The organism is Cellvibrio sp. UBA7671 (assembly GCA_002483145.1).
GTDB classification, from domain to species: Bacteria; Pseudomonadota; Gammaproteobacteria; order Pseudomonadales; family Cellvibrionaceae; genus Cellvibrio; species Cellvibrio fibrivorans.
This window is the reverse complement of the sequence record DLHJ01000003.1, coordinates 271,879-297,737: the sequence shown is the minus strand read 5'-3', so window position 1 is coordinate 297,737 and position 25,859 is coordinate 271,879. Positions and strand designations below refer to the sequence as shown.

The following is a 25,859-nucleotide window of genomic DNA, read 5'->3' as shown; positions in this document are numbered from 1 at the left end:
TGTGGTTTCTAAAATAGAAAACGCCGCATGGCGGCGTTTTAATAAAATAAAAGGCAAAATTATTTGGTATCGGCGATAATTTTTTGCAAGCCTTTCAGTGACGCTTCTACGCTTTGCATTGGCGTCATACCTTCTGGATAGACTTCTTGCTCCACCACCAACCAGAGTGTGCCACCGACGGTTTTATTGGCTTCAAGCAATGCCTTCCAGTCAGTGGTGTCTTTACCGAGGATCGGGTTTTCTTTATTGCCTTCATCTGGCGCGGCTGCTTTGTAGTGAGTGGTAATAGTGCGACCAGGGTAAGCCTTAACAAAATCCACTGGATTTTTGCCCGCCACTTCTGTCCAACCCACATCTTGCTGCAGAATTACGCCGTGCGATGTGCCTTTGCCGATCACATCCCAAGGTGTTTTACCCATGTCGCCGAGCATTTCTGGTTTGTGATTGTGGTAGCCGGTGTGCATGCCATGGGGCGCTAATTTTTTCTGGATCACTTCCAGTTCGGCGGCAACTTCTTTGGCACCTTCTGGGGTAAATGCGCGTTTGTCCATTGGGATAATTAAATATTTGCAATCGATCGCTTTGTAGAAGGCAACCGTTGCATCAAAATTTTCGGGCGACAATTTATCAAAATGTACGTGTGCGCCTGAGGCTTTCAATCCGGTTTTTTCCAAAAAGGCTTTCAAGCCTTTTGGATCTTTTTCATAAGCGCCGAAGTTGCCAGCGAATTCCACACCGTTAAAGCCCATGGCTTTGAGTTTTTTCAATGTGCCTTCAAAATCTTTGGCGACATCATCTTTAATTGACCAGAGCTGCACGCTCAACTGTGGTGAGGTGGGCGCAATATCGGCGGCGAAAGTCGCTACACTGATACTCGCAATCGCGGCCATAGTGATGGCTTTTATTGCGTTGGCCATTATTGTTTTGGATAGCTTCATAGTGGTTTCCTTTTTTTATAACGAACGGGTTATGTGTTTTATAGTGCTGTAGTCGTCGTACTTGTGGTGGTGCTTTTTTACTAGGAACTCGTCATTCCTGCGAAAGCTGGAATCCAGAATGTTGATTTTATGGATACCCGCGTTCGCGGGTATGACGAAAGTATATTTTTCAGGATTTTCCTAAATCTTTCCGAGCTTCAATTGCTGCACTGCATAATCAGCGGCGCGCGCAGTGAGCGCCATATAAGTCAGTGATGGATTTTGCGAAGCGCAGGATGCCATGGAAGAACCATCGGTGACAAATAAGTTAGGTACATCATGTGCCTGATTCCAGCCGTTGAGTACCGAGGTTTTGGGATCTTTACCCATACGCGCTGTACCCATTTCATGAATGGCAAGGCCGGGGTGCCAATCTTTTTTCGCATCGATTTTTTTCGTTATATCTTTCACTCCAATGCCTTCCAGAATTTCAGCACAGGTGTCGGCGATATCTTCAAACATTTTCCAATCGTTTTCTGACAGGTCGCACTCAATATGTAATTGTGGAATGCCCCATTTATCTTTCAACGTCGGATGCAGGGAAACCTGATTTTCATAGCGCGGTAGCATTTCGCCTGAGCCGCCCAGATTGAATATCCAACTGCCTGCACTGCGGATTGCTTTTTTGTAGTCTGCACCAAAACCGTCTTGCTGACTAAATGTGTCCCAGCCTTGACGCATAGCACTGCCGGTGATCTGGTAGCCGCGCAGGAACTTGGGATTCATTTCGCTGTAGTTGGTAAAACGCGGCATCACCAAACCGGTGGGGCGACGGCCGGAATAATATTCTTCTTCAAAACCTTCCACGCGTCCGGATGCACCCGCGCCGTACAAATGGTCCATCAAATAATGGCCAAGTGCGCCGGATGAATTGGCGATACCGGTAGGGAAACTTTCGCTTTTTGAGTTCAGCATGATTTGTGTTGTGCCGAGGGTAGATGCGCACAGGAAAATCACTTTGGCAAAATATTCGCGCGTCTCCAGCGTGTCTGCATCAATCACCCGCACGCCGGTTGCGCGATTGGTTTTGGGGTCGTAAATAACACTGTGCACAACACTGTTAGTCGCGATAGTTAAATTATTGGTGGCCAATGCCGATGGCAAGGTTGAACTTTGGGTAGAAAAATAGGCGCCGAAGGAACAGCCTTTTTGGCATTCATTGCGCGTCTGGCATTGGATGCGCCCCTGTGCGGTGTGGTGTGGGGCTGGCACTGATAAATGTGCAGTGCGACCCATAATGAGTTTGCGCGTTTTCCATTTCTTTTCGATGCGCGCTTTCATTTCTTTTTCGACCGCGTTCATTTCAAACGGCGGTAAAAATTTACTGTCGGGCAATATCTCCAGATTTTCGGCTGAACCGCTAATGCCCGCATGGATTTCTACGTGGTCATACCACTTCTCAATATCCTTGTAGCGAATCGGCCAGTCTACGCCGTGGCCATCGCGCGCGTTGGCAGTAAAGTCATGTTCACTCCAGCGATAGGATTGACGATGCCACAAGAGAGATTTTCCACCTAATTGATTGCCGCGAATCCAATCGAAGGGTTTATCTTTGGGCGTGCTGTAGGGATAGTCTTTGTCGTTGCCAAAAAAATGTTTGGTGGCATCGTTAAAGGCGTAGCATTTTTGTTGCACGTAATGCTGTTCATCGACAATCGCTTTTTCGACTTTGCCGCGAAAAGGCATTTGCCAGGCTTTAACACCTTCGCCGACATAATCTTTGCGGTGTTCTACCGGGCGGCCGCGTTCGACCATTAATGTTTTCAGCCCTTTTTCAGTGAGTTCTTTAGCGGCCCAGCCACCGGAAATACCAGAGCCGACAACTATTGCATCAAAAATTTCGGTGCTTTTGATGATGTAAATATTTTTATCCATGGAGATGACTTCTTAAGAAATTAACGGGGCAACGAGGTTAAAGGTGATCAGGGGCAATTCCTGTTAATACGGGAGCGCCCAGGCTTTGCCCGTTTCTTTGAATTTAACATTACCCTTATAGCCGCCGGGGATGGCGAGGTAAGCCAATTCTTGCGTTGCCCCAATTTCCGAGGTGTAGTAACCGAAGGTCACCAGCGCTTTTAATTGTTTGAAGAAGGTGCGGTCATCGGCCGTGAAACCATCGGCTGCCTTTTCCATGTTGGTGAGTAGTTCGATTTGCTGTGTTTTGTTCGCGCTGATAAACGGTTTGCTGAAGCGCGTTTGTGCGGAATCATCGATGCGTTTCAATCCCGCTAGCAGCCCTTGCTGTTCTTCTTTGCTCGCGCAATAAACGGCAAAGTGATTGATAAAATCGTGTACGCCAGCGGCGATGGCGCCGGGAGTGTCAGTAGTGGGGATAATGATTTCACCCAGTTCGCGCACCAGTGCTAATTGGTCGGTGTTAAGCAGGGTCTTTTTGCTGCGCGTTAAATCCGTTGGTGGTGTAAAAGCGGCCAGCGCTGAGAGTGAATTAGCCGAGAGTACCAGGCCACAGGCGAGTGCAAGTTGTTTAATGGCGTCGCGGCGCGAAACACCGGTTGCGCCATTCGGTAGAGCGGGTAGGGTCATGTAAGCCTCGTGCTTATTGTATTGTTTTGGGGTTGTGCGCGGCCTTGGCGGTTGCTTCACCCGTTCTCTCCTGGGTGGGTGTATGGCTTTCCCTGCTGGGAGATGTGCTTTGAAGTCTAGTTGCTGATCCGGTTAAGAGGGGTCAATATTTGTAAATATGTAATCGATTGCAGATGCTTTTTACGCGAATTTTCTGCTTATTTGCACGGGTTAGAAGGCTTTGCTCACAAGTGCAATCTAACCCGAAAAATTAGGCATAAAGAAAGTAATTCTGTCCGCTAATCGACTAGCGTTTTTTTAGCCGTATAGCGGTACCTCCGCCTGGCTTTAAATCCAGTTGGAGTTGAGTCTTCACATTCACGCGCAGGCGGACAATCTCGTAGGACTCAGGATTGGTTTCCCAATCTGCATCTTTGCCGTCGCGATAGATCTGTGCCTCATAGTCAGCATCGGGCTGGAGAAAATCGAGTTTTACGCTGAGCGCGCGCGCTTTTTGGTTAGTGATAGCGCCCAGGTACCAGTCGGCGCTGTTTTTATCTTGTCGGGCGACCACCAGATATTCACCTATCTCGCCCTGCAAGGCCCGGCTCTCGCGCCAGTCAGTGGGCACATCGTCGATAAATTGAAAGGCGGGATGTCCTGCATAGTTTTCCGGCAAGTCTGCCACCATTTGCAATGGGCTGTAGATCACCACGTAGAGCGCCAGCTGGTTGGCGAGCGTCGACGGAACCCGGTTATTGGGGCGATATTTTTGGTAGTCGAAATTGAAGATTCCGGGGGTGAAATCAATGGGGCCGGAGAGGCCGCGAGTAAAGGGAATGATGGTGGTGTGATCGGGCAGGTTGCCGCTGTCAGGGCTACCGCCGTTGTACTCCATACCGCGCACGCACTCCCGGGTCATCAAGTTGGGATAGGTACGGCGCAGGCCAGTATCGGTGACGGTTTCATGGGCGTTAACCATCACCTGATGGCGCGCGGCGGTATCCACCAGTCGCTGGAAATGGTTCACCATGTATTGGCCGTGGTGCCACTGGTCACCGTCGATACGCTTACCCACGTAGCCCATTTTTACGCTGTGAATGCCAAGCTTTTGGTAGTAACCAAAGGCTGACTCCATTTGCTGCTCGTAATAGGTAACGCCCGCCGCGGTTTCGTGGTGACCGATAACAGCCACGCCTTTTTCTCTGCCGTAGCGCACCACCTCTTCCAAATTCAGCCCGTCCACCGGTTGATCAAAGATAAATGTCGGCGGGCGCTGCCACCATTCACCCTCCCATCCTTTATTCCAGCCTTCGATGAGCAGGCCACTAATGTCGTGTTGCGCGGCGAAGTCGATATATTGTTTGGCGCGCGCCGTGGTGGCGCCCTGTTTGGGGCCGGGGCTCCAATCCTTTTCGCCGATATGCATTTCCCACCAGATTCCCATGTACTTCCCGGGTTTCAGGTAGCGATCGGCATTAGCGAGCGCCTCGGGCGTGGGTGCTTCATTCAGGTTCAAGGTCAGGTGAGAGTTCAACAGATCTATGGCTTTTGGTGCGATTTGAATGCTGCGCCAGGAGGACTTCATGGGGGTAGATGTGCGCACCTTGTCGCCGTTCGGCCAGGGCACCAAGTCCACTTTCAGGGTTTTGCTGTTATCCCCCTGCAGGCGCAGGGTCATGCTCGCGTAGTTGACCAGCGCCGCCTCGTGAATCGCCAGCGCGTAGTGGCGCGCCTCCAGAGTCATTGGGGTGAAGGCCACATCGACTGAACTGAGTGCGGATTTGAGGTATTGATATTCCGGGCCCCAGTTGCGATAGGCGGGGAGCCACCAGGTGTGGCTATTTTCGGCCAATACAAATTCAGTCAGCTCGTCCTCGATCACGAAATTCTTCAGGTGCGGCTGATCAGGTAGCTCGTAGCGCAGGCCAATACCATCGTTAAACGCGCGTATCACCAGATGTAATCGCCGGGGCTTGGCGCTGGTTTCGCTAAGTTCCAGACGAAGCTCACGATAGTGCTCGCTGATGGTCTGTTGTTCTCCCCAAGGTTGCTGCCATTGCTGGTTCACCTCGCGCTCGCTGTGTTTATAGACCTCAAATGCGCTGGCCAGAGGTTCTTGCCCTTTAATATTGAGTCCCAAGCGAGAGGGCTTTACTACCGATCTGTGTTGGTAGTTTAGGCTGTAGAACACCCCCTCCGGGCGCACCTCTAGCTGCACATCAAGGGAGTTATCGGGTGACCGCAACTGGTAGCTTTGTGTAGTGTCCGCCTTGCCAGGCAAGATCAAAAGGATCAGGGCCAGCCCCATAACAAGGTTGGAATACAGGTGTTTCATCGGAGCCCCTTGCACTGCATCGCAGTTGCCGGAAAGTAAAACGAGCGTTTTTTAGCAACTAATTAAACCAGTGTTATTAAATTGGGGCAAGTGCTTGAGATTGGATTTTGGTTCGATTTACAACCGGTTGTATGGTGATTGCCCGGAAAACAAACTATGATGCCAATTTGGTGTAGCGGCAGGTTTCCGCTGAATTGCTCAACGAGTGGCTGGCGATGAAAAAAGAAACTACAACGATAAAAAAAACCGCGTTGAAAATGGTGGATCTGGCGAAAATGGCGGGGGTCTCCAAGTCAACTGTTTCGCGTGCATTGCAAAACAGTGAGCTGGTCAATTTGGAGACCCGCGAGAAAATTCAGGCGCTGGCCAAGGAGCATAACTATCGCCTGAATACCCAGGCGCGCAATTTTCGGCTCAAAGAATCCCTCACTATCGGCGTTGTTATTCCCTCGGCGGATGAAGCCCGCTGGCAAATTACCGATCCATTTTTCCTGGAATTATTGGGTTCCATCTCTTTTAGCCTGATTGAGCAAGGGCACGAAATGCTCCTGTCTGGCTTGAGCTTGCATGCGGTAGCCAGCGGCCACGATGGTTTGCGCCGGATCAACTGCGACGGCCTGATTGTGGCCGGTCAGGCGGATTGCCATGAGGACCTAAACCGCATTGCAGATGGCAATACACCGGTAGTGGTCTGGGGAGCCAAGTTGCCGGATCAGCGCTACTGCACTGTGGGCGGCGATAACCACTTGGGCGGGGCGTTGGCCACTCGTCATCTACTCGAGATAGGCCGCCAGCAAATTGCCATTATCGGCGATTGGTCGACCCCCGAAGGCCGGTTGCGTTATGAGGGGTACCACCAAACCTTGATGAATACTGGTCTGGCCCCCAACCCGGTGCTGGAAGTGGCATTAGGGGTTGGTCGCGACAGCCACCGGGAGGCGGCGCAGCGTCTCATCGCCAGCGGGCACAAATTTGATGGATTGTTTTGCTTGAGCGATGCCATAGCCATGGCGGCAATTAACTCGCTTACCGAGCATGGCCTCCGCGTACCGACCGATGTCGCGGTAGTTGGTTATGACGATATTTCCCTGGCCCGCTTTTACACCCCTTCGATTACCACCATCCGTCAGGATCGGGAGCAGGGTGGCCGGTTAATGGTGGAAAAGTTGCTCGCCATGATTGATGGTGAACGGGTGGATTCCGGATTCCTACCCACCGATATCATCGTTCGCAATAGTACCCTGAGCTAGATTTCCCCCTTCCTAGATACTAAACGGCGCAGTTTTTACTGCGCCGTTTTTCGTTGCTTTCCCCTCTTTTTCCATGTGCAACACCTGCCTTAAGTTGCTATGCGATTTATTCTCAAATGACAACTAATGTAACCAATGTTATTTAGTGGCGTGTTTTGCAACCGGTTGTTTCTGTCGGTAGCAGATTTTGAGTGGCTGTATTTGATTAAAATGTAACCTTTGGTAGCGAGCGCAAAAAAAATGGAACTTTTTTTGGCTTTCGTCCGTGAGTGTTCTAAATTACAACCGGTTGCAAAGATTTTCTTACAGCCTAAAAAGCTCAACTGGAGAGAGACATGAAACACAACCCCATATTCAAGCCCGCGATTTTGTCTTTAGCCGTGGCGACGGCTGCCGGAAGCACTGGTCTGGTCCATGCACAAAATTCCGACAATGAAACCACCTCGGACGTTGAAGAGGTGATGGTGACCGGTATCCGCGCAAGCTTGATGCGTGCACAGTCAATGAAGATGGAAAACGCCTCCATATCAGAGGCATTGGCGGCTGAGGACATTGGTAAGCTGCCAGACTCATCGATCGCAGAATCTTTGGCACGTTTGCCCGGTTTGGCGGGTGAGCGTAAAGGAGGGCGCGTGAGCGGTATCTCCGTGCGCGGCTTTAAAGAGGATTTTGTTGGCACCACCCTGAATGGTCGCGAACTGCTCGGTATTGGCGATAACCGCGGTGCTGAATACGATTTATACCCCTCTGAAATTATGTCTGGTGCAGTCATCTACAAATCTTCCGAAGCCAAATTGACCACTACCGGAATTGGCGGAACCGTGGATTTGCGTACGGCGCGCCCATTGGACTCTGCGCCCACGGTTACCCTGAACGGGTCTTACGAAGTGAATTCCCAGGGCTCGGATAACCCCGAGTTTGATGACAACGGCAATCGCTACGCCATAGGTTTTTCGCAAAAGTTTGCCGATGACACTATAGGTTTGGCGATGGCCTATGCCTCTACTGAATCGCCTACCAACCAGCGCAAGTATGGCGTTTGGGGCTATGACAAAAATGCTGCCAGCGACCGCTATGTGCCCTCGGGCCTCGACATTATGGCGATTTCATCGGTGCTGGAGCGCGATACCGTTTCCGCGATTTTCCAGTACCGCCCCAATGAAGATCTGGACATAGTAATTGATGCCCTGGACATCGATTACAGCGATTACGGTGTGATTCGCGGATTTATCGAACCCTTCTCGGTCGGCAGTATTACAGCGGGTTCGGGCGAATTTGATGCGACCGGGGTTCAGGTCAATGCCAACCCTGTATTGCGTACCGACCCCAAAGAAATCCTCGGTGATTTGCAAACGGTGGGCGTAAACCTCAAGTACAAATTCAACGAAATCTGGTCATTCCATTTGGATGCTGCCGACAGTGAATCCAGCAAAACCGATACCCGTGGCGAAAGCTATGCCGGTCTGGGCCGCTCCGGCTCCCTGACCAATGCGCAATTAGGCTCGCGCAACTTTGAAATGAGTCAGGGCGGTGTCTACTTCACCGGCATTTCGGGCATGGATTTCAGCGACTTTAACAGTATCAAGCTGACCGGCCCGCAAGGGTGGGGTGGCTCCTTGGCCGCCGAGGCTGATGTCTTTGCCTCGAACGTGCAAAAGGCAGCCGGTGGCGGTGTTTATACCTACGAAAACGCGCAGGACGGCTTCCTTAATGCAGGGCGTTTCAGTGAAGACCTGACTACCGTGAAGGTCGAGCTTGCCGTTGAATTGGATACGAGTTTCCTTAGCGGTGTGACTTTTGGTGCCTATTTCAGTGATCGTGAAAAATCCAAAATTAACGATGGCTTCTTCGCCACTTCACCCACATATCCCTACGGAAATGGCACCGGAAAAGTGGATGAAGTTATTCCCGAGAAATATCGCTTCGGCCTTGCGGATCTGAGCTGGGCGGGCTTGGGTAAAGTGGTTGCCTATGATGGTTATGCCCCTTACAAAGACGGTTATTACTACCAAACCTCGGCGGCCGAACTCGAGCCGGATCGCTTGGGTGACACCTATGTGGTCACAGAAGAGGTGACTACCTTCTACCTGCAAGCGGATATCAATACCGAAGTGAGCGGAATCAATCTGGTTGGTAATGCCGGGGTGCAGGTAGTGGATACCGACCAGGCTTCTACTGGCTACACCGGCCTGGTGGATGAAACCTTCAGTGTGGATCCAACACGTACCGCCGAGGGTGGGGCGAGCTACACCAAAGTGCTGCCCAGCTTGAACCTGAGTGCGGAAGTGGCTGAATCCCAATTTGTGCGCTTTGGGGCGTCCAAAACGATTAGCCGCGCGCGTATCGACCAAATGAAAGCCTCCGGTTTTGTGAAGTACGATCAGAACATCGATATTTTGCTCTCTACGGATTACACCGCGGACACGCCCTGGTCCAAGTTCCAGGGGGCGCCCAGCTTGCGGCCGTTAGAGTCCAATAATTTCGATCTGGCCTACGAAAAATACTTTGCGGATGATGGCTATATCTCCCTGACCTACTTCTACAAAGATCTGGTCAACTGGACGCGCGAAGGTCAGACGGTTATCGATTTTACTAACGATGCAACCAACGGCGGAGCAAACTACTACATACCGGCGTTCCACAACAAAACGGTGCAGACCGATGGCACCTACGGCCCCAATGATGTGTTCCTGACGGCGGGTACTGTGGTTGCTCCTGCCCAATTCATGGGTTATTCATCGTCCTTTGAAGATGGTCTGAAAGGCACTGTGGATGGCTGGGAGCTGACTGCTAACGTGCCCTTGGGCTTGGTGAGCGATGCACTGGAAGGTTTCGGTTTTGCTGCGTCCAGCTCACTCATTGACGCCAAACTGGATGATGGTTCCGCCATTCCCGGTCAGTCGGATGAGGTTCACTCCCTAACCATCTACTACGCGACCGGTGGATTCGAAGTGCGTGTCGCGGGTACGGACCGGAGTGATTTCGCAACCTATCAGCGCGGTGGCAGTAACAAAATTGAAAATGCCAATCGCAAGGGTGTGCAACTGATTGACGCCCAAATCAGCTACGATTTCTCTGATTCCGATTGGGAGTCGCTGCATGGCTTGCGTCTGTCATTGCAAGGTACCAACCTGACCGATGAAGACGAAGAAGATGTAGGCGATCAGGGCATAGTCACTGCGCGCCGCGAATTTGGTCCAACCTATATGTTGAACGCCAACTACTCGTTTTAAAGCGCGATGATTAAAAAGGCCTTCCGGAGGAATCCGGGAGGCTTTTTTTGTTGATGGGTGAGACTTTAGCGATGTGCTGCGATAAAAGCGGCTATCTTTAGTGTGACCCGGCTTGGTATTAACCCATAGCGACGCCGTTACGCGCAGTCTAAGGAATTGCGAACCAATGAATAAACCAATCAAAAAAATAGTTATTGCTGGGGGCGGTACAGCGGGGTGGATGAGTGCTGCGCTGTTAAAAAAAATGTTGCAGCAGCGCGTTGATATTGAATTAGTTGAATCAGAGGAAATCGGTATCATCGGCGTGGGTGAGGCAACAATTCCGCCGATACAAACTTTCAATGCGGTGCTGGGCTTGGATGAGGCAGAGTTTCTGCGCGAGACCCGGGCCACCATCAAAATGGCCATACGTTTCGATAATTGGAAGCAGCGCGGCGAGAGCTACTTTCACACCTTCGGTGCGCCGGGAGCTACCCTTGGCTACAGTTCATTCCAGCACTATTGGTTGCGCGCGCGTCAGCAGGGGTTGAGCTCCGCTGCGCTGTGGGAATTTGATTTAAATTACCTGTGTTGTAACGCAGGTGTGTTTGGAAAATTTAATAGCAACGATCCGCTCTACCAGCTCCCTTATGCTTATCATTTTGATTCTGCCCTCTATGGCCGCTATCTGCGCAAGTTGAGCGAACAGGCTGGTGTGGTGCGCACCGAGGGGAAAATCAGTTCGGTAAAAATCAATCCGGATTCCGGCTTTGTTGAAGCCTTGCAGATGGAAAATGGTCAGCAAATTGCGGGCGATTTATTTATCGATTGCAGCGGTATGCGCGGCTTACTGATTCAGGGCGCGCTGCGTACCGGTTACGAAGAGTGGGGACATTGGCTCCCCTGTGATCGCGCGCTGGCAGTTCCCTCGCAGCGCTTTGAAAAAACCTTGCCTTATACTCGCGCCATCGCCCATAAGGTGGGTTGGCAGTGGCGAATTCCACTGACCCACCGCAACGGCAATGGATTGGTTTATAGCTCGCAGTATTTAAGTGACGATGAAGCTGCGCATATCTTAATGAACAACCTTGATTCAGTTGCGCTTGCCGATCCCAAACCCATTCAGTTTAAAACCGGGCGGACACTGCAACAGTGGAATAAAAATGTTATTGCCGTTGGCCTGTCGAGCGGATTTTTGGAACCACTTGAATCCACCAGTATTCATTTAATCCAATCAGCCATAGTGCGCCTCGCCAAAAATTTTCCCAATGCAGGTTTCAGCGCTGCGCAGGTTAATGAATACAATCAGGACTCAAAACGCGAATACGAAACCGTGCGCGATTTTATTATTTTGCATTACCACTTGAACGAGCGTGACGATAACGACTTCTGGCGGTATTTACGCAACATGCCGATTCCGGAACGGCTCGCACACAAAATGGCGCTGTTTCGCGAGACTGGCTCAGTGGTCAATGATGCAGGCGATATTTTTCTCGATTCTTCCTGGCTGCAAGTCATGCTGGGGCAGGGAATCGTGCCGCGCGATTATCACCCCAGTGCTGATTTGCCTCCCGCCAGTGAATTGAGCGCGATGCTTGAGCAAATTGCGACGGCCAAGCGCAAGCCTCTTGCGCAATTGCCAACCCATGACGATTTTTTATTTCAGTACGCCGGTGTCACGCGCGAGGTGACCCAAGGTGGATAAACCATGGCGCATCCTAATCCTCGGCGGTGGCACTGCTGGCTGGATGGCAGCGAATTTATTTGCAAAACAATGGCCGCGTGAGCAAGTCCAGATAACCTTAATCGAAGCGCCGGAAATTCCTATTATTGGTGTAGGCGAAGGTTCTACTCCCTCGCTGAAGCGTTTTTTTAAAACGCTCGACATTCCCGAGAGCGAATGGATGCCGGAATGCCAGGCGACTTACAAAGCCAATATTCGCTTTGTTGGCTGGAGCCCCGCTTCCGGCCTTAGCAATTATTCCCATCCCTTTTATTCCCAGCCGGATGTTTTTAACGAGCGCGCATTTTTTACCAATTGCCGCACACGTCGTCTGGGTCTGAATGTGGTAACGGAGCCTGAGCGGTTTTTTGTTAATGGTGAATTGGCGCGGCAAGGCAAAGCGCCTGTTGCACCAAAAAGTTTTCCCTTTCACATGGAGTACGGCTATCACTTTGATTCGCAATTGCTCGGGCGCTATCTGGCGCGGGTTGCTGCAGAGCGCGGTGTAGTGCATCGCCAGGCAACCTTTGCGCAGGTGCTGCGCAATGACGCGGGAGATATTAGCGCGCTCCAAACCCGCGCCGGCGATGTGATCGACGGTGATTTTTTTATCGACTGCACGGGCTTTGCCTCGCTGTTAATGCAACAGGGTTTGGGCGTGCCGTTTCGCTCTTACGCACAGCAATTATTTAACGATAGTGCCGTGGTTATGCCCAGTGCCGCCGCGCAACATTTTCCGGTGGAGACCCGTTCTACCGCATTAACTGCAGGCTGGTGTTGGCATATTCCGCTGAGGCACCGCAGCGGAAATGGCTATGTTTACAGCAGTCAATTTATTAGCAAGGATCAGGCAGAGGCAGAATTACGCGCGCACCTGGGGGTGAGTGATTCGGCGCAGGAGTGCCGTCATCTGAAAATGCGTGTAGGGCAATTGGAGCAACACTGGGCCTACAATTGCGTTGGCTTGGGATTGTCGCAAGGGTTTATCGAACCGCTGGAAGCCACCGCATTACATTTGGTGCAATTGACGATTGAAGCTTTAATCGATGCGCTGGACCAGCATCAATTCACCTGTGGTGGGCGCGAACAATTTAATCGCACAGTGAATAATCATTTTGAAGGCGTGCGCGATTACATTCTCGCGCATTACAAACTCAACACGCGTGGGTTGGTTAATGGCGCGGGGGACGACGCAGGTTATTGGCGCGCGAACCGCGACAATAAACACATGCCCGAATCCTTGCTGCAATTATTGGATGTGTGGTTTCGCTGCGGTGATCTGGAGGAGGAATTTGCGCAACGAAAAATCAAACCCGCCTTCAATGCCGCATCCTGGCATTGTCTACTGGCAGGCTACGGGGCGTTTCCGCCGCTTGCGCCCAATCAGCCGGGGCAGGGCAAAGGTGATCTTTATCGCGAATGCGAAGTCGCTAATTTTGTTGAGGGCTGCGCGCTGAATTTTCCGTCACATAAAGCGCTGTTGATGAATGACAGAAAATTAACTGAGCCAGGCTCCTAATGCTTGGCAGAGCCATTCGGGATCGTCTATTGGTAAGTCGTGACCTGCATCCGGATGCAACGCTAGTGGCCAATTAAATCGCTGTGCGAGGTCTTTGCTTGCGTTGCAATTAACAAAGCGATCACCCGCGCTGGCGATAATTAATCCGCGCACCGTGCAATCTCGCTGCGGGCGAAATCGCGCAGCGGCACCCAGCATGCTAATGATGGTTGCGCGCGAAACCGGATGTTGCGTTTGAATCGCAAGCCACTGCTGCAAATGGGCATTGAAATTCACACGGTTATTACTGACATGGCGCAACACCAGGTGTTCGCGCCAGCGAATGGGTAGTAAGAGCGCAGCGATAATCGCCGGCCAGGCGCGCGGGCGCAAACGCCAGTGCAGGGGCTGATCGCCCGCACTTGAATTAATCAGAACTGTGCCGGCAAGCTCTTGCGGAAATTGCTGGGCCCAATTCAGCGCGATCATTCCTCCCATGGAAATGCCGATCACATAAACGGGTTGCGATATTTTTAATGCGCTGATTTGCGCGCGCGCGTAGTCGGTCATCTGTTGGATTGAGGCCAGCGCTGGCTGCTGAAACTGGCTGCCGCAGCCGGGAAAATCAATGCAATGAATAGTCCAGTCACTGCCCAGTTTCTGGGCCAGTTGCTGGGGAAAGTCCATCCAGTGCGCCGCTTCGCGCGCAAGGCCGCGCAATAAAACCAAATGTTTTTTCACAATTCGATGCTCATTCAAAACTGCACTTTTCAGAACCGCACTTTTCAGAACTGCACTTTTCAAAACCACAGGCTCTTGGCCGTTTGATTTAATATCCCGGTTTGTTTTTCATCGGGCAACCAGTTGTGGTGATTGAGTGTGGCAGCCAACATAAAATCCAGCAACACAATATGGCGGCGCAGCACCCGCGTATGGCGATGCTGAATTTGTGGGTTAAATAATCCTGCCATGTTGAATAATTGGCGGGGACTTTTTTTCACCCACAGCCAGGAACCCATCTCTAATGTGAGCGGTAAAAAGTGCGCTTGGTTTTGCGCGCGCGATTGGTAATAAAAGTAGTCCCATAAATCGCCGTGGGATAAATAATGAATCGACTGTGGCTCGAATAAATAAGTATGGTTCGGATAACTGCGCTCCCACAACATCTTCAATGCAACATAGTCGGCGATATTACCAATGGCTTTTTTGCGGTAGGCGTGCGGAAACCAGAGCCGGTCTTGCATGCCCAAGCCTGAATGCAAATCGAGTACTGCCGCAAAAGGTCGATTAAAAACTTGTCGCTGGATTACATGTTCCAGTGCGATATTTTCTGCTTCCATTTGCCCGCGTTTGCGCCCGCGATACCAGGGCAGAAACGGTCCGAGGCGATGGCCACCGCCGAGCAGGGGCACGGGGCCTTCGGCGTCAATCGGCGCGTTGCGGTTTAGATCTACCCCATTACCATTGGCGCGCTGATTTAAATACATGCCAACCGGATTCATAATCGGCACAATTACTAATTGCAGTTGTTGCAACTGCTGCTGCAAACCTGCATCCCACTGCAAGCGCTCCAACAGCGTTTGTAGCCAGGCGATCAATACCTGGCTGCCAATCCGCTCAATGCCGTGAATTCCGCCAGTAAATAACATTGTAGGTGCGTTGGGTGCACGCGAACCGAGCGTAAGTGAATAGAGTGGAAACTCCATATTCTCGTAATACAATTTTGCTTCGCAGTTGGCGTGCAGAAGATTGTTGTGTTCGCGCATCAAGCGTTCAAGTTGTAGCAGTTCAGGAATTTTTTGTTTGAAATCTTTGCGTAATTCAGCGCTGCGCAATGAGGATGAGGTGATATCGCCCGTTGCGGTGACGTCAGGTGGCGTGTGGTTCAGGTTGGTCATGTGAATGCCGATGCGATAAATCCTTGGTTTCCCAAAGCATAGCGGTTTTTGGTGTGCTGGTTTTTTACAGTTTTGTGACGGCACAGGCGCACAAGAGCGGGAACGCCAGTTTAGACGGGATTGGGGGAAATCAATCCCACACTAATGATTTCTCGGTTGTTGAGATCACGGTTAATTCATTGTTCTCGATCATGGCTGGAAGATTGCTGCTGATGCGTAGATACAAACGGTCTTTATTAGTGTTGATAATCGTTTTGGCATTGGCAGCAATGCCAACACAGCGGTTGCGTCCCGATTTTTTCGCGGCGTAAAGCGCGCGGTCGGCGATATCGATCACTTGCTCCCAGGATAAGGTTGCAGGCTGCTCGGGCAAGAAGGGGAAGCTGGCAAAACCCATCGAGCAGGTTTTTTTCAGGATGCCGCCATCGGGCAAGGTGAAATTATACTGCTCGATACTGTTGCGGATTCGCTCGGCCATAAGTGGTGCTTCATCGCGGTCGGCAAAACGGCTCACAATTAAAAATTCTTCGCCGCCCCAGCGGACCACGCAATCGGATTCGCGACAGATTTTGGTCAGCACATCTGAAAGCTGAACCAATAATTGATCGCCTGCCGCATGGCCGTGTGTATCGTTAACGGATTTAAAAAAATCCACATCCAGAATAAAAAATGTGAGGTCGCGGGTATTTTTGCGCGGTTGGCGATCGGGTGTTGGCGGTGCGTATTCGCGCTGGACTTTGGCGATGTCCATCGGAATTAATTTTTGTAAGTAGCGGCGATTATTTAATCCAGTGAGTGGGTCGGACAAACTGATCGCTTCCAGCTGTGCGTAAGCACCTTCCAACTCAGCATTTTTATGCTGTAATTCAGCGGTGCGCTCGGCGACTTTCTGTTCCAACTCGCGGCTGATCTTGCGCGCGATCAGCACTTTTTGGTGTTGGCTGCGCACAAACAATAGCAGCATGCCGATGATGGTGGCGGCGTAAATACTGTAGGCCCACCAGGTTTTCCAGGGTGGTGGCAACACAGTCACCTGAATGCTGCGCCCTTGCTCGTTCCAGACGCCATCGTTATTACTGGCTTTCACCCGAAACTGATAAGTGCCTGCGGGCAAGTTGGTATAGAACGCCGTGCGTTGGTTACCAACCTCACGCCAATCATTATCAAAGCCTTCAAGTTTGTAAGCGTGCTGATTTTTTTCTGTATCGCGGTAATTCAGAGCGGCGAAACTAAATGAAATCATCGATTGGGTGTAATCCAGCGTGATGCTGTCGGTTTGGGTAATTACCTTTTCTAATAAGTTATCTGCACCATGAATCGCAACTTTCTGGGTGAATAAGCGGAAATCTGTAATCGCAACCGCAGGCGGTATTTTGTTTTGGTTGCTTTCGAGCTTATCAACATCAAAGAAATACAAGCCGTTGCGCGAACCAAATGCCAGCAGGCCCGAATGGGTTACCAACGCAGCGCCCGTGGCAATACCGCCAATTAGCTCGCCGTTAAAACGGGTGTAGTTTTTTACGGCGAGCGTATCCGGGTCAAAGCGTACTACACCGTTATTGGTGCCCAACCATAAAATTCCGTGGCGGTCTTCAATGATGGCGCGGATACCCTGATCGGCAAATCCGTGGCTGGTGTCGTAGCGGGTAAAATCGTCGGTGTCGGGGTGGTAGAGGTGAAGCCCCATATCGGTGCCAAACCATAGGCGCTTTTTACCATCTTCGCGAATGGCGAGCACTGAGCCATTGGCCAGGCTACGTGGATTATCGGCGTCGGGCAGGTAGCGTTTAAAGGTGCCGTCAGTGCGATTCAACAGATTTAAACCGTATGCGGTCCCGACCCAAAAGCGCCCTTGCGAATCTTCGTAGGATACCCAAACGACTGCGCTGGAAACGCTCTGTGGCCCGGTCTCACTGTGAGGATAAAAATGGTAAGTCCCGGTCTTGCGATCAAAATGGGTGAGACCGTTGTAATGGGTGCCGAACCAGAGGTTTTGCTGCCGGTCTTCATGAATATTCCACACCATCAAATCATTTAATTTGCGACCGGTTTGCTCACCACGTTTACTTTGGTCCGGGTCCACCGGAAGTGTATCGAAGCGATCGGTGGTGGGATTGTATTGCTGTGCCCCCGCACCCCAGGTACCAAATAATAAATGGCCCCGGGAATCCATAGTGCCATTGAGTATGGCGGTGGTGCCTACGCGCGAATCTTCACCGGTGGTGTGCTGGTAGTGGGTAAATAAATCAGTGGTGGGATCAAAACGGGAAACACCATTGGAACCTATCCAGAGGTTGCCCTCTTTATCTTCCACCAGCGCTTCGACGTTATTGTCCATTGGCCCCTGGTTCGCGATGATCGATTTCTGATAAACGCGGATTGCTGCGCTGGAGCGATCATAAATATGTACACCTGAGGGATAGGTGCCTATCCAGAGGTCGCCAATCCGATCCTCATAAATACGGCGGATGGTATTGCTGGTTAGCTTGCCCGCACCACCGTCGCCCCGGTCAAACAGAATCCAGTTATCGTGCGGTTCGTTGTACAGGCTCAAGCCTCCGCCATCACTCCCCGTCCATATCCAACCATTGCGATCCACATAAATTTGCCAGGAAAAATTATTGGGTAGGCTGGTCAGGTCGTTGGCTTTGTGTTGGTAATGAGTGAATTGGTTTGTCACCCTATCCAAACGATAAATGCCGTTGTCGCTGCCCGCCCAGATTCTTCCTGAGTGATCCACTGCCACGGTCCTGATGCTGTTTTCCAGTGTGGATTTGGGGTTTTCCGGCTTGGGAATATGCAAGGTGATTTTTCTGCTTACCAGATCCAGCTGCGCTAAACCGGTATCCAACCCCAGCCAAATAAGATTGTCTTTCTCCACCACTATGTCATTGACCAGATTGCTTGGCAGGCCACCATTTTGCAGGGTTAACACTTCTACGTTGCCGTTGACTTGGTTGAGGATGCCAAAGCCGTTGGCAGTACCAATCAGGATATCGCCCGCAAGGCTTTCGGCAATCGCGTTAATCGCCCCTCCCTCGTTCAGCAAGTTGCCTGGAATACTGACCGGCAGCAAAACCTCATGGTCGCGATCATAACGATACAGCCCCGAGCGGGTCGCCGCCCAAAGGGTTTGTTGTTTGTCCTCCAGCAATTCCAATACCTGATTGACTGGTTCTGTATCGGTCACATTCGCCGGGTCCTTGGCGGCGGGAATAGGCAAAAACTCGTAGCCATCGTAGCGCAAAAGCGCATTGCGCCCACCCAGCCAGATAAAGCCTTGGTAATCCTGAATAATTGATTCCACCTCACCCAGCGCGATATCCTGGTTTTGCATGATGTTGCGAAAGTGGATTTTTTTGGGGTAGTCAGATGCTGCAGCCGTATTGTCCGCATAGCTGGCAGGGATCAGCGCAAACTGCGCGATGGCAATTGTCAGGAGTAAAACCAAGCTCTTATTCATTTTTATGTCGTTAGCTGTAGTGGTGGGCGTCCTGCTAGCCGACCGCACACCTTGCTTGTCCGGGCGCGGCTCTGTTTGGCTGAGCTGGTTTAGTTATAGCAGGTGCTAGCGGACTTGGTGGATTTTGTAAGGCGGGCGGTACAGTTTTGCCGCTGGGCTGCAGGCCTCAAAAAGGCGCAAGGCTAGTTAGGAGTCAATGATGCGTGTTATCGCTTCAGGCCCAGCCGTTTTATTCTCGATGCCAGGGTGGTGGGTTTTAGTTTCAGCAAAGCCGCTGCCCCATCATCGCCAAACAATTTCCAATCACAACGCTCCAATGCAGCAAGCATGTTGCGCTTTACCCGCTCCTGCATTTCGTCATCGCCGATAATGCCGGTCTCACTTGGTGATTCTTTTGCGATGGTCATTTCGGTCGCGGATGCGGTGAGCGGCAGGTCGATGGTGACGCGACCTTGATGTGAAGTGATTGCCGCCCGTTCCATCACATTTTGCAGTTCGCGAATATTGCCCGGCCAGTTGTAAGTCAGCAGGGGTTTGAGATCGCTCTGCCGCAGCTTGCACTCTTTCTTGCTGAACTTTTGACTCGCCTGTTCAAGAAAGTGTGTCGCAAGCAGGGTGATGTCGTTACCGCGCTCGCGCAATGGGGGTGAGTGAATAGGGAATACATTCAGGCGAAAATATAAATCCTCGCGGAAGTGATGCGCCTCGGCTTCTTTTTTCAAATCTTTATTGGTGGCGGCGATGATGCGCACATCCACGTTGCGGGTTTTTTCTTCGCCCACACGTTCGAGTTGTCCCTCTTGTAATACGCGCAATAATTTACTTTGTAATTCGAGCGGAATCTCGCCCACTTCATCCAAAAATAAGGTTCCGCCATTGGCCAATTCAAACCGGCCAATGCGGTCGCGCACAGCACCGGTAAATGCGCCGCGAATGTGGCCAAAAAATTCGCTTTCAAAAAGTTCATGCGGAATTGCGGCGCAGTTAACCCGAATCATGGGTTTGTCTTTGCGATTGCTGGCATCGTGAATCGCGCGCGCAATTAATTCTTTGCCGGTTCCCGATTCGCCGGTAATTAATACGTTGGCTTCTGTTTGCGCTACTAATTCAATTTGTTGGTGGATGCGTTTGATGGCGGTGCTTTCACCGATAATGCCGTGGTAGCGCTGCTCGATTAAGATTTCCTGTTGCAGGTAGGCGTTTTCATCTTCAAGACGCGCTTTTAATTCGCTGACTTCTTTTAACGCATCGCGCAATTGTTTTTCTGTTTCCATGCGCTGGCTAATATCGCGAAACACCACCACGGCACCAATAATGCTGCCGCCAGAAATAATCGGGGTGCTGGTGAACTCAACCGGGAAGGGCGTGCCGTCGTGTTTCCAAAATACTTCCTGAATCCCTTCGTGCACTACGCCATCGCGAATGGCGGCATAGATAGGGCATTCTTCAACCGGATAATGAGTTCCATCGTCGTGTGTGTGATGGTGTACATAGTGAATATTTTGCCCGAGCACATCGCCATCCGTGCGGCCCAGCAAACGTTTCGCGGCGGGGTTGATAAAGGTGCAAAGGCCGTTGGTATCCACGCAATAAATACCGTCGCCGACGGATGTGAGCATTAATAAATTATCGCGCTCGCCTTGCTGAAAAATCGATTGCAAATGTTTCCATTCCAGAATGCCGTTGCGGGCGAGGCGATCGGCATCGGCTTTATCGCGCTGGCGCTCTTCAGAATCAATATCTTTAATCGACACCACCAAATATTCGCGCCCTTTAATCACTGTGCGCGACGCCGATAGCTCCACCGGAATATGCATATCGTTTTTTAATCGACAGGAAATGCGTTTGCTTTTGGCGTGACCGCGTTGCAGCGCCTCCTGGGTGAACACAATCAATTGACCCAGCTCGCGCCCGTGGATGTAAGAGATGGGCATTTTCAGGATGTCTTGCCGGTCAAACCCCAGCATCTGCGTGGCCGCGATATTGCAGTCGATATATTTGTTTTCCTGCGGGTCGAGCAGCATCAGCGGTTCGGGGCACTGCTCAAACGCGGCATTGCGCATCCAATAGGCGAGGCGGCCCCACTCTTCAGATGAATCAGCATCAAACATGAAGGTTTTCTCTTGGGTGAATTGGCATATGGTTCTACTCAAATGCGTAACTCAATGCTACGCACTTGAGTATTACTATGCAATTGCGTTGTGAGTTTTTAAGCCCGTGCGTGCTCAGGCTCCTCATTGCCTATATTTTTTCCGATTTAACTCATTGAATTGATTAAATAAAAAAATTAGCTGTCCGACGCACGGGATTTTCTTTCAAAGCTGGTACGTCTATCGCAATAGGGGTAGTACGACTTAACCGAAGTCGCTCAACCTAACCGCGTCTATCGCACTACCAACATTGAGGAAACAGCTATGCCAGTCGTGGATATCCCCCATTATCAAACCGGTGACTTTCTGGTCGATTACGAAGAAAAAGTGTTTGAGGATGTGCAAGCTGAACCCGGCGCAAAAGCGCTGCTGACCTTTCATACCGTGGCCTTTGAAGGCTCGATTGGCCTGGTGAATTTGCTGCAAGCCAAACGTATTTTGCGCAAAGGTTTTGAAACCAAAATCCTGTTGTACGGCCCAGGTGTGTTGTTGGGTGTGCAGCGCGGTTTCCCAACGCTGGGTGCAGAAGCTTTCCCTGGGCATCTTGCCTACAACGCGCAACTGAAAGCCTTTATGGCAGAAGGTGGCGAGGTCTATGCCTGCCGTTTTGCTTTGCAAGCGCTTTATGGGCAAACCGAAAAAGCCTTGATCGAAGGTATCCGTCCTATCAATCCGCTCGATGTGATGGATCTGCAATTGTTGATGCGACGTGAAAATGCGTTTGTTGTTCACACCTGGACGACCTGATTTTTTTGCCGATGTTTAACCTGTTCTTTCATTAACACTCAACACAATCAGGGTTACCTATGAACAAAGTCGTGGCTGCTGCCGTCCAGTGCAGCCCGGTGCTTTACTCCTGCGCCGGCACTGTAAATAAAATTTGCGAATTAATTGCAGATCTCGGCAAGCAAGGAGTCGAGCTGGCAGTGTTCGCAGAAACCCTGGTGCCTTACTACCCGTATTTTTCATTTATCCAGGCACCCTGCGCGATGGGCGCACAGCATTTGTTGCTGATGCAAGAATCGGTAGAGGTGCCCTCTATTTACACGCAGCAAATTTCTGCTGCTGCCAAAGCAGCAAAGATGGTGGTCTCTGTCGGCATCAACGAGCGCGACGGCGGTTCGATTTATAACGCGCAATTGTTATTTGATGCCGACGGCCAGCTTGTACAGCATCGGCGCAAAATTACGCCGACCTTTCATGAGCGCATGGTGTGGGGGCAGGGCGATGGTTCCGGTTTGTGCGCGGTGGATACCGCCGTTGGCCGCGTGGGTTCGCTCGCTTGTTGGGAGCATTACAACCCGCTCGCGCGTTACGCACTGATGGCGGACCGCGAACAAATTCACGTGAGTATGTTTCCTGGTTCATTGGTCGGCGAAATTTTTGCGGAACAAATTGAAGCTACGATTCGCCATCACGCGTTGGAGTCCGGCTGTTTTGTTGTGAATGCCACCGGTTGGTTAACGCCGGAGCAGCAAGCGCAAATTGTTGCGGATACCGGCGGGCCAATCGCTGCGATTAGTGGCGGCTGTTTTACCGCGATTGTTTCACCGGAAGGAAAATTACTCGGTTCGCCCTTGCGCAGTGATTCAGGTGAAGGCGCATGCATTGCTGAATTGGATTTTAATCTCATCAACAAGCGCAAACGCATGATGGATTCCGTGGGGCACTACAGTCGCCCCGAATTATTGAGCTTACTAATCGATAAAACACCCACAAGTCACACCCATCCATTGAAAAAACCCGGCGCAGCGAATGAGAAAAAATCGCCGGATGAAAGCGCTACGGGTTTAACGCTGGTGTCCGCTGTTGCAAATACTCACCTTTCCAGCGCAAGCAATTAGAGGATTCTGGTCATGGCACTGAGCAGTCAGCAATTAACGCAAATCCAAACTCAGGGGTTGCGTTGGGTCGATGAAAAAAATCTTGGCTTAACGCGCACTGGCGGTGCCGGGCCAACGGATCACAAGGCGTTCGATTTTGTCAGCCAGACCAGCATGATTCCGGTGTTTAACGAGCAGGTGCGGCGCTCGCCATTTAGTGCCAAAGCGGATGCGAATCACGAGCAGGTATTGATATTCGAAAACGAAAAATTAATTGCCAAAGCGGCTATGCCGGGGCGTCCGAAATTTTATGAATTAACGACGAGCGACGGTATTCCCTATTGGAAGATCGCCACCTTGCACAGTAAAGATGTGCTTGCGACTACCGTGTTGCAAGAGTGCGTACGCTATCGCAACCGCGATACCTCTTGTCAATTTTGTGCGATTGAAGAGTCGCTAAAAAACGGAAAAACCATCGCGCACAAAACGCCAGAACAATTAGCCGAAGTTGCGCGCGCCGCAGTGGAGTTGGATGGCGTAACCCAAATGATTATGACCACTGGTACACCCAAAACATTGGATCGCGGTGCGGCAGTGTTAGTCGAATCTGCACGAGCAGTGCGTGCGCTAGTGGATATTCCGATTCAAGCGCAATGCGAGCCGCCCGATGATGATGTGTGGTTCCAGCGTTTAAAAGAGGCTGGTGTAGATGCGCTCGGAATGCATCTTGAAGCGGTGAGCGAACGCGTGCGCAAAAATATTATGCCGGGCAAAGCAACAGTACCGCTCAGCCGTTATATGTCGGCTTTTAAAGCGGCGGTTGCGGTATTTGGGCGCGGCAATGTCAGCACTTATATTCTCGCGGGATTAGGTGATACCGAAGGTGAAATTATTGCGATGAGCAAACAATTAATTGATCTCGGTGTATATCCCTTCGTGGTTCCGTTTGTGCCTGTCGCGGGCACGCCACTGGAACGTCACCCCATGCCCAGTGCAGAAATGCTCGACCGATTATTTCGCCAGCTTGGCCCAGCGTTAGTGCGTGCGGGTATTCAATCAGATTCACTTAAAGCAGGTTGCGCGAAATGCGGCGCCTGCTCATCACTCAAAAGTTACGAACAGGAGGTGGCTCATGGCCCGGCTCCAGTATGCGTTTGATGATCAACAGTTTACCGATTTCCGCTCGCAACATATTCAAGTAAAAGTGGCTGAAAGCTCATGGGAAAAGCAGCGGTATTTTGCACTGCGTAAATCGGTGTTCGCGCAGGAGCAACAGATCCTGCCGGACAATGAACAAGACGGACAGGACTTTCGCGCTATCGCTATTGTTGCACTCGCGACTAATTGTGCAGTAGCCGACGACGTAGTGGGCGCGGTGCGTATTTATCAAGTCGATGATGAACACGACAATCTCTGGTTTGGCGGCCGCTTGTGTGTTGCACGCGCGTATCGCGGTCATCAATCCATCGGCAAAGCCTTGATTAATGAAGCTGTCTCGCGCGCAAAAGATTCAGGTTGCACACGTTTTCTCGCCAACGTGCAGCCACAAAATGAAACTTATTTTCGCTCAGTGCATTGGCAAACCTTGGGCACTATTGAGGTTGCGGGTCGGCCTCATGTGCGTATGCAGGCAGAGTTGGAACACTATCCGTTTATGCCAAGGCATTTGAGGTGATGGTGATGAATAGCCTTGCAACCGTCAAAAACAAAAAATCCGTGTGCAGCAGTTGGGGGCATCACCAACAAAGTGAATTGGATTCGCTGTGCAATGAGTTACGCGCACTACCTGAAATTGCTGCAAAAACGGCGATCAAATTGGCTGCCAGTTTTTGCAGCGACCAAACCGATTTATCGCTTGAGCAACGCTATGCAATGCCGGGTGATGATTGCGCTGCATTTAAAAATGCAGAAGGTTTTCAGCTGTTGGCGATGGAAGGCATGTTGCCGGATTTTGTGCGCAATGATCCGCGTGCAGCAGGTTGGTCGTCGGTGATGGTCAATATCAGCGATATAGCCGCAATGGGCGGCAGGCCAACCGCAATCGTCAATGCTTATTGGCATAGCGATGAAGAAGCCAGCGCAATTTTATTAAAACACATGAAGCGCGCCTGCGATATTTTTGGAATTCATTTTGCGGGCGGACATAGCAGTATTCAGCCGGGTTTTACGCCGCATCTGGCGGTGGCGATTACCGGGCAGGCGAAAACATTGTTGTCCTGTCATCACATCAAACCCGGTCAGCGTTTATTTATGTTGACGGATTTAACCGGCAGTTGGCATGGCGATTTGCCCTACTGGGGTTGCGTGCAAGGTAAAACACCGGAACAGATTCGCGCGCAGTGGAATGTACCGGCGGAATTGGCAGAGGCGGATTTAGCCGTTGCTGCAAAAGATATTAGCAACGGTGGTTTGCTTGGCACCTTGATCATGATGTTGGAATTAACCGGTTGCGGTGCCCTGTTGGATTTAAGTGCAATCCCGCGCCCTGAAGGGAATTTGTTGCGTTGGCTGCGCGCTTTTCAAAGCTTTGGTTTTTTGCTCGCGGTGGAACCAGAAAAAGTATCGGCTCTGCTGAATTATTTTCAGCACTCACATTTAAGTTGTGCGCCTATTGGGAGCTTCACCAGCGATGGAAAAATTCAGCTCGACTACCTCGGCGCCACCGCCGAATTTTGGAATGTTAACCAACAACCACTGACCGCCATGGGAGGCAAGCATGCCCTCGGTTAATTTTAATGTGATCTGGCCCGACGGCGATAAAGTCACTTACTACTCGCCCTCCACCATAGTGCGTGAACATTTAACGGCGGGCAGCGAATACAGTCAGCGCGAATTTGATGAGCGCATTCAGGCTGCGCTCAACGCCGCTTCCGAGCGAGTGTATCAACGCTTTGGTTATTACTGCACTGCCGCCAGCGGTGAGCTGGAAAGAATCCAGTGCAAATTGCAATTTTTACGCGAGCAAGAAATTGCTGGCGATGTACGCGTCTCGCACGTTAATTAA

General features: G+C 51.1%; 18 protein-coding genes. 10 read left to right on the top strand and 8 right to left on the bottom strand.

Going from position 1 to position 25,859, the window contains the following annotated elements; translation table 11 throughout:
• Window positions 1-59: 59 nt before the first annotated feature.
• The 4 genes from B4E62_RS03800 to B4E62_RS03785 all read right to left on the bottom strand — a co-directional run bounded on the left by B4E62_RS03800 (window position 60) and on the right by B4E62_RS03785 (window position 5,811).
• The gene (locus B4E62_RS03800; RefSeq protein ID WP_310072772.1) at window positions 60-938 is read right to left on the bottom strand and encodes a sugar phosphate isomerase/epimerase; all 879 of its coding nucleotides are present in this window, start codon (window positions 936-938) and stop codon (window positions 60-62) included.
• 180 nt (window positions 939-1,118) lie between these two features.
• Window positions 1,119-2,852: a GMC family oxidoreductase gene (locus B4E62_RS03795; RefSeq protein WP_310072770.1), complete on the bottom strand. Its 1,734-nt coding sequence runs from the start codon at window positions 2,850-2,852 to the stop codon at window positions 1,119-1,121.
• Between the two features lie 63 nt (window positions 2,853-2,915).
• Complete coding sequence (locus B4E62_RS03790) at window positions 2,916-3,521, bottom strand: gluconate 2-dehydrogenase subunit 3 family protein (protein WP_310072768.1); 606 nt, start codon at window positions 3,519-3,521, stop codon at window positions 2,916-2,918.
• A 286-nt stretch (window positions 3,522-3,807) separates the two neighbouring features.
• Window positions 3,808-5,811, bottom strand: a complete 2,004-nt coding sequence (locus tag B4E62_RS03785) for a glycoside hydrolase family 97 protein (RefSeq protein ID WP_331351344.1) — start codon at window positions 5,809-5,811, stop codon at window positions 3,808-3,810.
• Window positions 5,812-6,053: 242 nt separating this feature from the next.
• Here B4E62_RS03785 and B4E62_RS03780 point away from each other — a divergent pair, with 242 nt between their 5' ends.
• The 4 genes from B4E62_RS03780 to B4E62_RS03765 all read left to right on the top strand — a co-directional run bounded on the left by B4E62_RS03780 (window position 6,054) and on the right by B4E62_RS03765 (window position 13,542).
• Window positions 6,054-7,088: a LacI family DNA-binding transcriptional regulator gene (locus B4E62_RS03780; RefSeq protein ID WP_331351125.1), complete on the top strand. Its 1,035-nt coding sequence runs from the start codon at window positions 6,054-6,056 to the stop codon at window positions 7,086-7,088.
• Window positions 7,089-7,423: 335 nt separating this feature from the next.
• Window positions 7,424-10,321: a TonB-dependent receptor gene (locus tag B4E62_RS03775; protein ID WP_331351124.1), complete on the top strand. Its 2,898-nt coding sequence runs from the start codon at window positions 7,424-7,426 to the stop codon at window positions 10,319-10,321.
• A gap of 166 nt (window positions 10,322-10,487) precedes the next feature.
• Window positions 10,488-12,005, top strand: a complete 1,518-nt coding sequence (locus tag B4E62_RS03770; RefSeq protein WP_331351123.1) for a tryptophan halogenase family protein — start codon at window positions 10,488-10,490, stop codon at window positions 12,003-12,005.
• The gene (locus B4E62_RS03765) at window positions 11,998-13,542 is read left to right on the top strand and encodes a tryptophan halogenase family protein (protein WP_331351122.1); all 1,545 of its coding nucleotides are present in this window, start codon (window positions 11,998-12,000) and stop codon (window positions 13,540-13,542) included. The genes B4E62_RS03770 and B4E62_RS03765 overlap by 8 nt, the downstream gene beginning before the upstream one ends.
• On the opposite strand, the gene B4E62_RS03760 is transcribed toward B4E62_RS03765, so the two are convergent.
• The 4 genes from B4E62_RS03760 to B4E62_RS03745 all read right to left on the bottom strand — a co-directional run bounded on the left by B4E62_RS03760 (window position 13,522) and on the right by B4E62_RS03745 (window position 20,993).
• Window positions 13,522-14,262 carry an alpha/beta hydrolase gene (locus B4E62_RS03760; RefSeq protein ID WP_331351121.1) on the bottom strand — a complete coding sequence of 247 codons (741 nt, stop codon included), beginning with the start codon at window positions 14,260-14,262 and terminating at the stop codon, window positions 13,522-13,524. The two genes, B4E62_RS03765 and B4E62_RS03760, sit on opposite strands and share 21 nt — an antisense overlap.
• A gap of 59 nt (window positions 14,263-14,321) precedes the next feature.
• The gene (locus B4E62_RS03755) at window positions 14,322-15,419 is read right to left on the bottom strand and encodes a DUF2817 domain-containing protein (RefSeq protein WP_331351120.1); all 1,098 of its coding nucleotides are present in this window, start codon (window positions 15,417-15,419) and stop codon (window positions 14,322-14,324) included.
• Between the two features lie 130 nt (window positions 15,420-15,549).
• Complete coding sequence (locus B4E62_RS03750) at window positions 15,550-18,882, bottom strand: ligand-binding sensor domain-containing diguanylate cyclase (RefSeq protein ID WP_331351119.1); 3,333 nt, start codon at window positions 18,880-18,882, stop codon at window positions 15,550-15,552.
• Window positions 18,883-19,088: 206 nt separating this feature from the next.
• Window positions 19,089-20,993 carry a sigma 54-interacting transcriptional regulator gene (locus B4E62_RS03745; RefSeq protein ID WP_331351118.1) on the bottom strand — a complete coding sequence of 635 codons (1,905 nt, stop codon included), beginning with the start codon at window positions 20,991-20,993 and terminating at the stop codon, window positions 19,089-19,091.
• Window positions 20,994-21,296: 303 nt separating this feature from the next.
• Between B4E62_RS03745 and B4E62_RS03740 the strand changes: the two genes are divergently transcribed.
• From B4E62_RS03740 to B4E62_RS03715, 6 genes are read left to right on the top strand one after another with little or no spacing between them, the layout of a single operon-like run.
• Window positions 21,297-21,779: an MSMEG_0572/Sll0783 family nitrogen starvation response protein gene (locus B4E62_RS03740; RefSeq protein WP_310072750.1), complete on the top strand. Its 483-nt coding sequence runs from the start codon at window positions 21,297-21,299 to the stop codon at window positions 21,777-21,779.
• 59 nt (window positions 21,780-21,838) lie between these two features.
• Complete coding sequence (locus B4E62_RS03735; protein ID WP_331351117.1) at window positions 21,839-22,876, top strand: Nit6803 family nitrilase; 1,038 nt, start codon at window positions 21,839-21,841, stop codon at window positions 22,874-22,876.
• Window positions 22,877-22,888: 12 nt separating this feature from the next.
• Window positions 22,889-24,013, top strand: coding sequence for an MSMEG_0568 family radical SAM protein (locus B4E62_RS03730; RefSeq protein WP_331351116.1), 1,125 nt, complete (start codon window positions 22,889-22,891; stop codon window positions 24,011-24,013).
• Window positions 23,988-24,530 carry an MSMEG_0567/Sll0786 family nitrogen starvation N-acetyltransferase gene (locus B4E62_RS03725; protein WP_331351115.1) on the top strand — a complete coding sequence of 181 codons (543 nt, stop codon included), beginning with the start codon at window positions 23,988-23,990 and terminating at the stop codon, window positions 24,528-24,530. Before B4E62_RS03730 ends, B4E62_RS03725 begins: the two co-directional genes overlap by 26 nt.
• Before the next feature lie 5 nt (window positions 24,531-24,535).
• A complete protein-coding gene (locus B4E62_RS03720; RefSeq protein WP_331351114.1) occupies window positions 24,536-25,585 on the top strand; it encodes a sll0787 family AIR synthase-like protein in 1,050 nt (349 codons plus the stop codon).
• Window positions 25,572-25,859, top strand: a complete 288-nt coding sequence (locus B4E62_RS03715; protein WP_310072739.1) for an MSMEG_0570 family nitrogen starvation response protein — start codon at window positions 25,572-25,574, stop codon at window positions 25,857-25,859. Before B4E62_RS03720 ends, B4E62_RS03715 begins: the two co-directional genes overlap by 14 nt.

Coding starts and splice junctions, on each gene's coding strand:
- B4E62_RS03800 (WP_310072772.1), bottom strand. CDS start 938: ATGAAGCTATCCAAAACAATAATGGCCAACGCAATAAAAGCCATCACT.
- B4E62_RS03795 (WP_310072770.1), bottom strand. CDS start 2,852: ATGGATAAAAATATTTACATCATCAAAAGCACCGAAATTTTTGATGCA.
- B4E62_RS03790 (WP_310072768.1), bottom strand. CDS start 3,521: ATGACCCTACCCGCTCTACCGAATGGCGCAACCGGTGTTTCGCGCCGC.
- B4E62_RS03785 (WP_331351344.1), bottom strand. CDS start 5,811: ATGGGGCTGGCCCTGATCCTTTTGATCTTGCCTGGCAAGGCGGACACT.
- B4E62_RS03780 (WP_331351125.1), top strand. CDS start 6,054: ATGAAAAAAGAAACTACAACGATAAAAAAAACCGCGTTGAAAATGGTG.
- B4E62_RS03775 (WP_331351124.1), top strand. CDS start 7,424: ATGAAACACAACCCCATATTCAAGCCCGCGATTTTGTCTTTAGCCGTG.
- B4E62_RS03770 (WP_331351123.1), top strand. CDS start 10,488: ATGAATAAACCAATCAAAAAAATAGTTATTGCTGGGGGCGGTACAGCG.
- B4E62_RS03755 (WP_331351120.1), bottom strand. CDS start 15,419: ATGACCAACCTGAACCACACGCCACCTGACGTCACCGCAACGGGCGAT.
- B4E62_RS03750 (WP_331351119.1), bottom strand. CDS start 18,882: ATGAATAAGAGCTTGGTTTTACTCCTGACAATTGCCATCGCGCAGTTT.
- B4E62_RS03745 (WP_331351118.1), bottom strand. CDS start 20,993: ATGTTTGATGCTGATTCATCTGAAGAGTGGGGCCGCCTCGCCTATTGG.
- B4E62_RS03740 (WP_310072750.1), top strand. CDS start 21,297: ATGCCAGTCGTGGATATCCCCCATTATCAAACCGGTGACTTTCTGGTC.
- B4E62_RS03735 (WP_331351117.1), top strand. CDS start 21,839: ATGAACAAAGTCGTGGCTGCTGCCGTCCAGTGCAGCCCGGTGCTTTAC.
- B4E62_RS03730 (WP_331351116.1), top strand. CDS start 22,889: ATGGCACTGAGCAGTCAGCAATTAACGCAAATCCAAACTCAGGGGTTG.
- B4E62_RS03725 (WP_331351115.1), top strand. CDS start 23,988: ATGGCCCGGCTCCAGTATGCGTTTGATGATCAACAGTTTACCGATTTC.
- B4E62_RS03720 (WP_331351114.1), top strand. CDS start 24,536: ATGAATAGCCTTGCAACCGTCAAAAACAAAAAATCCGTGTGCAGCAGT.
- B4E62_RS03715 (WP_310072739.1), top strand. CDS start 25,572: ATGCCCTCGGTTAATTTTAATGTGATCTGGCCCGACGGCGATAAAGTC.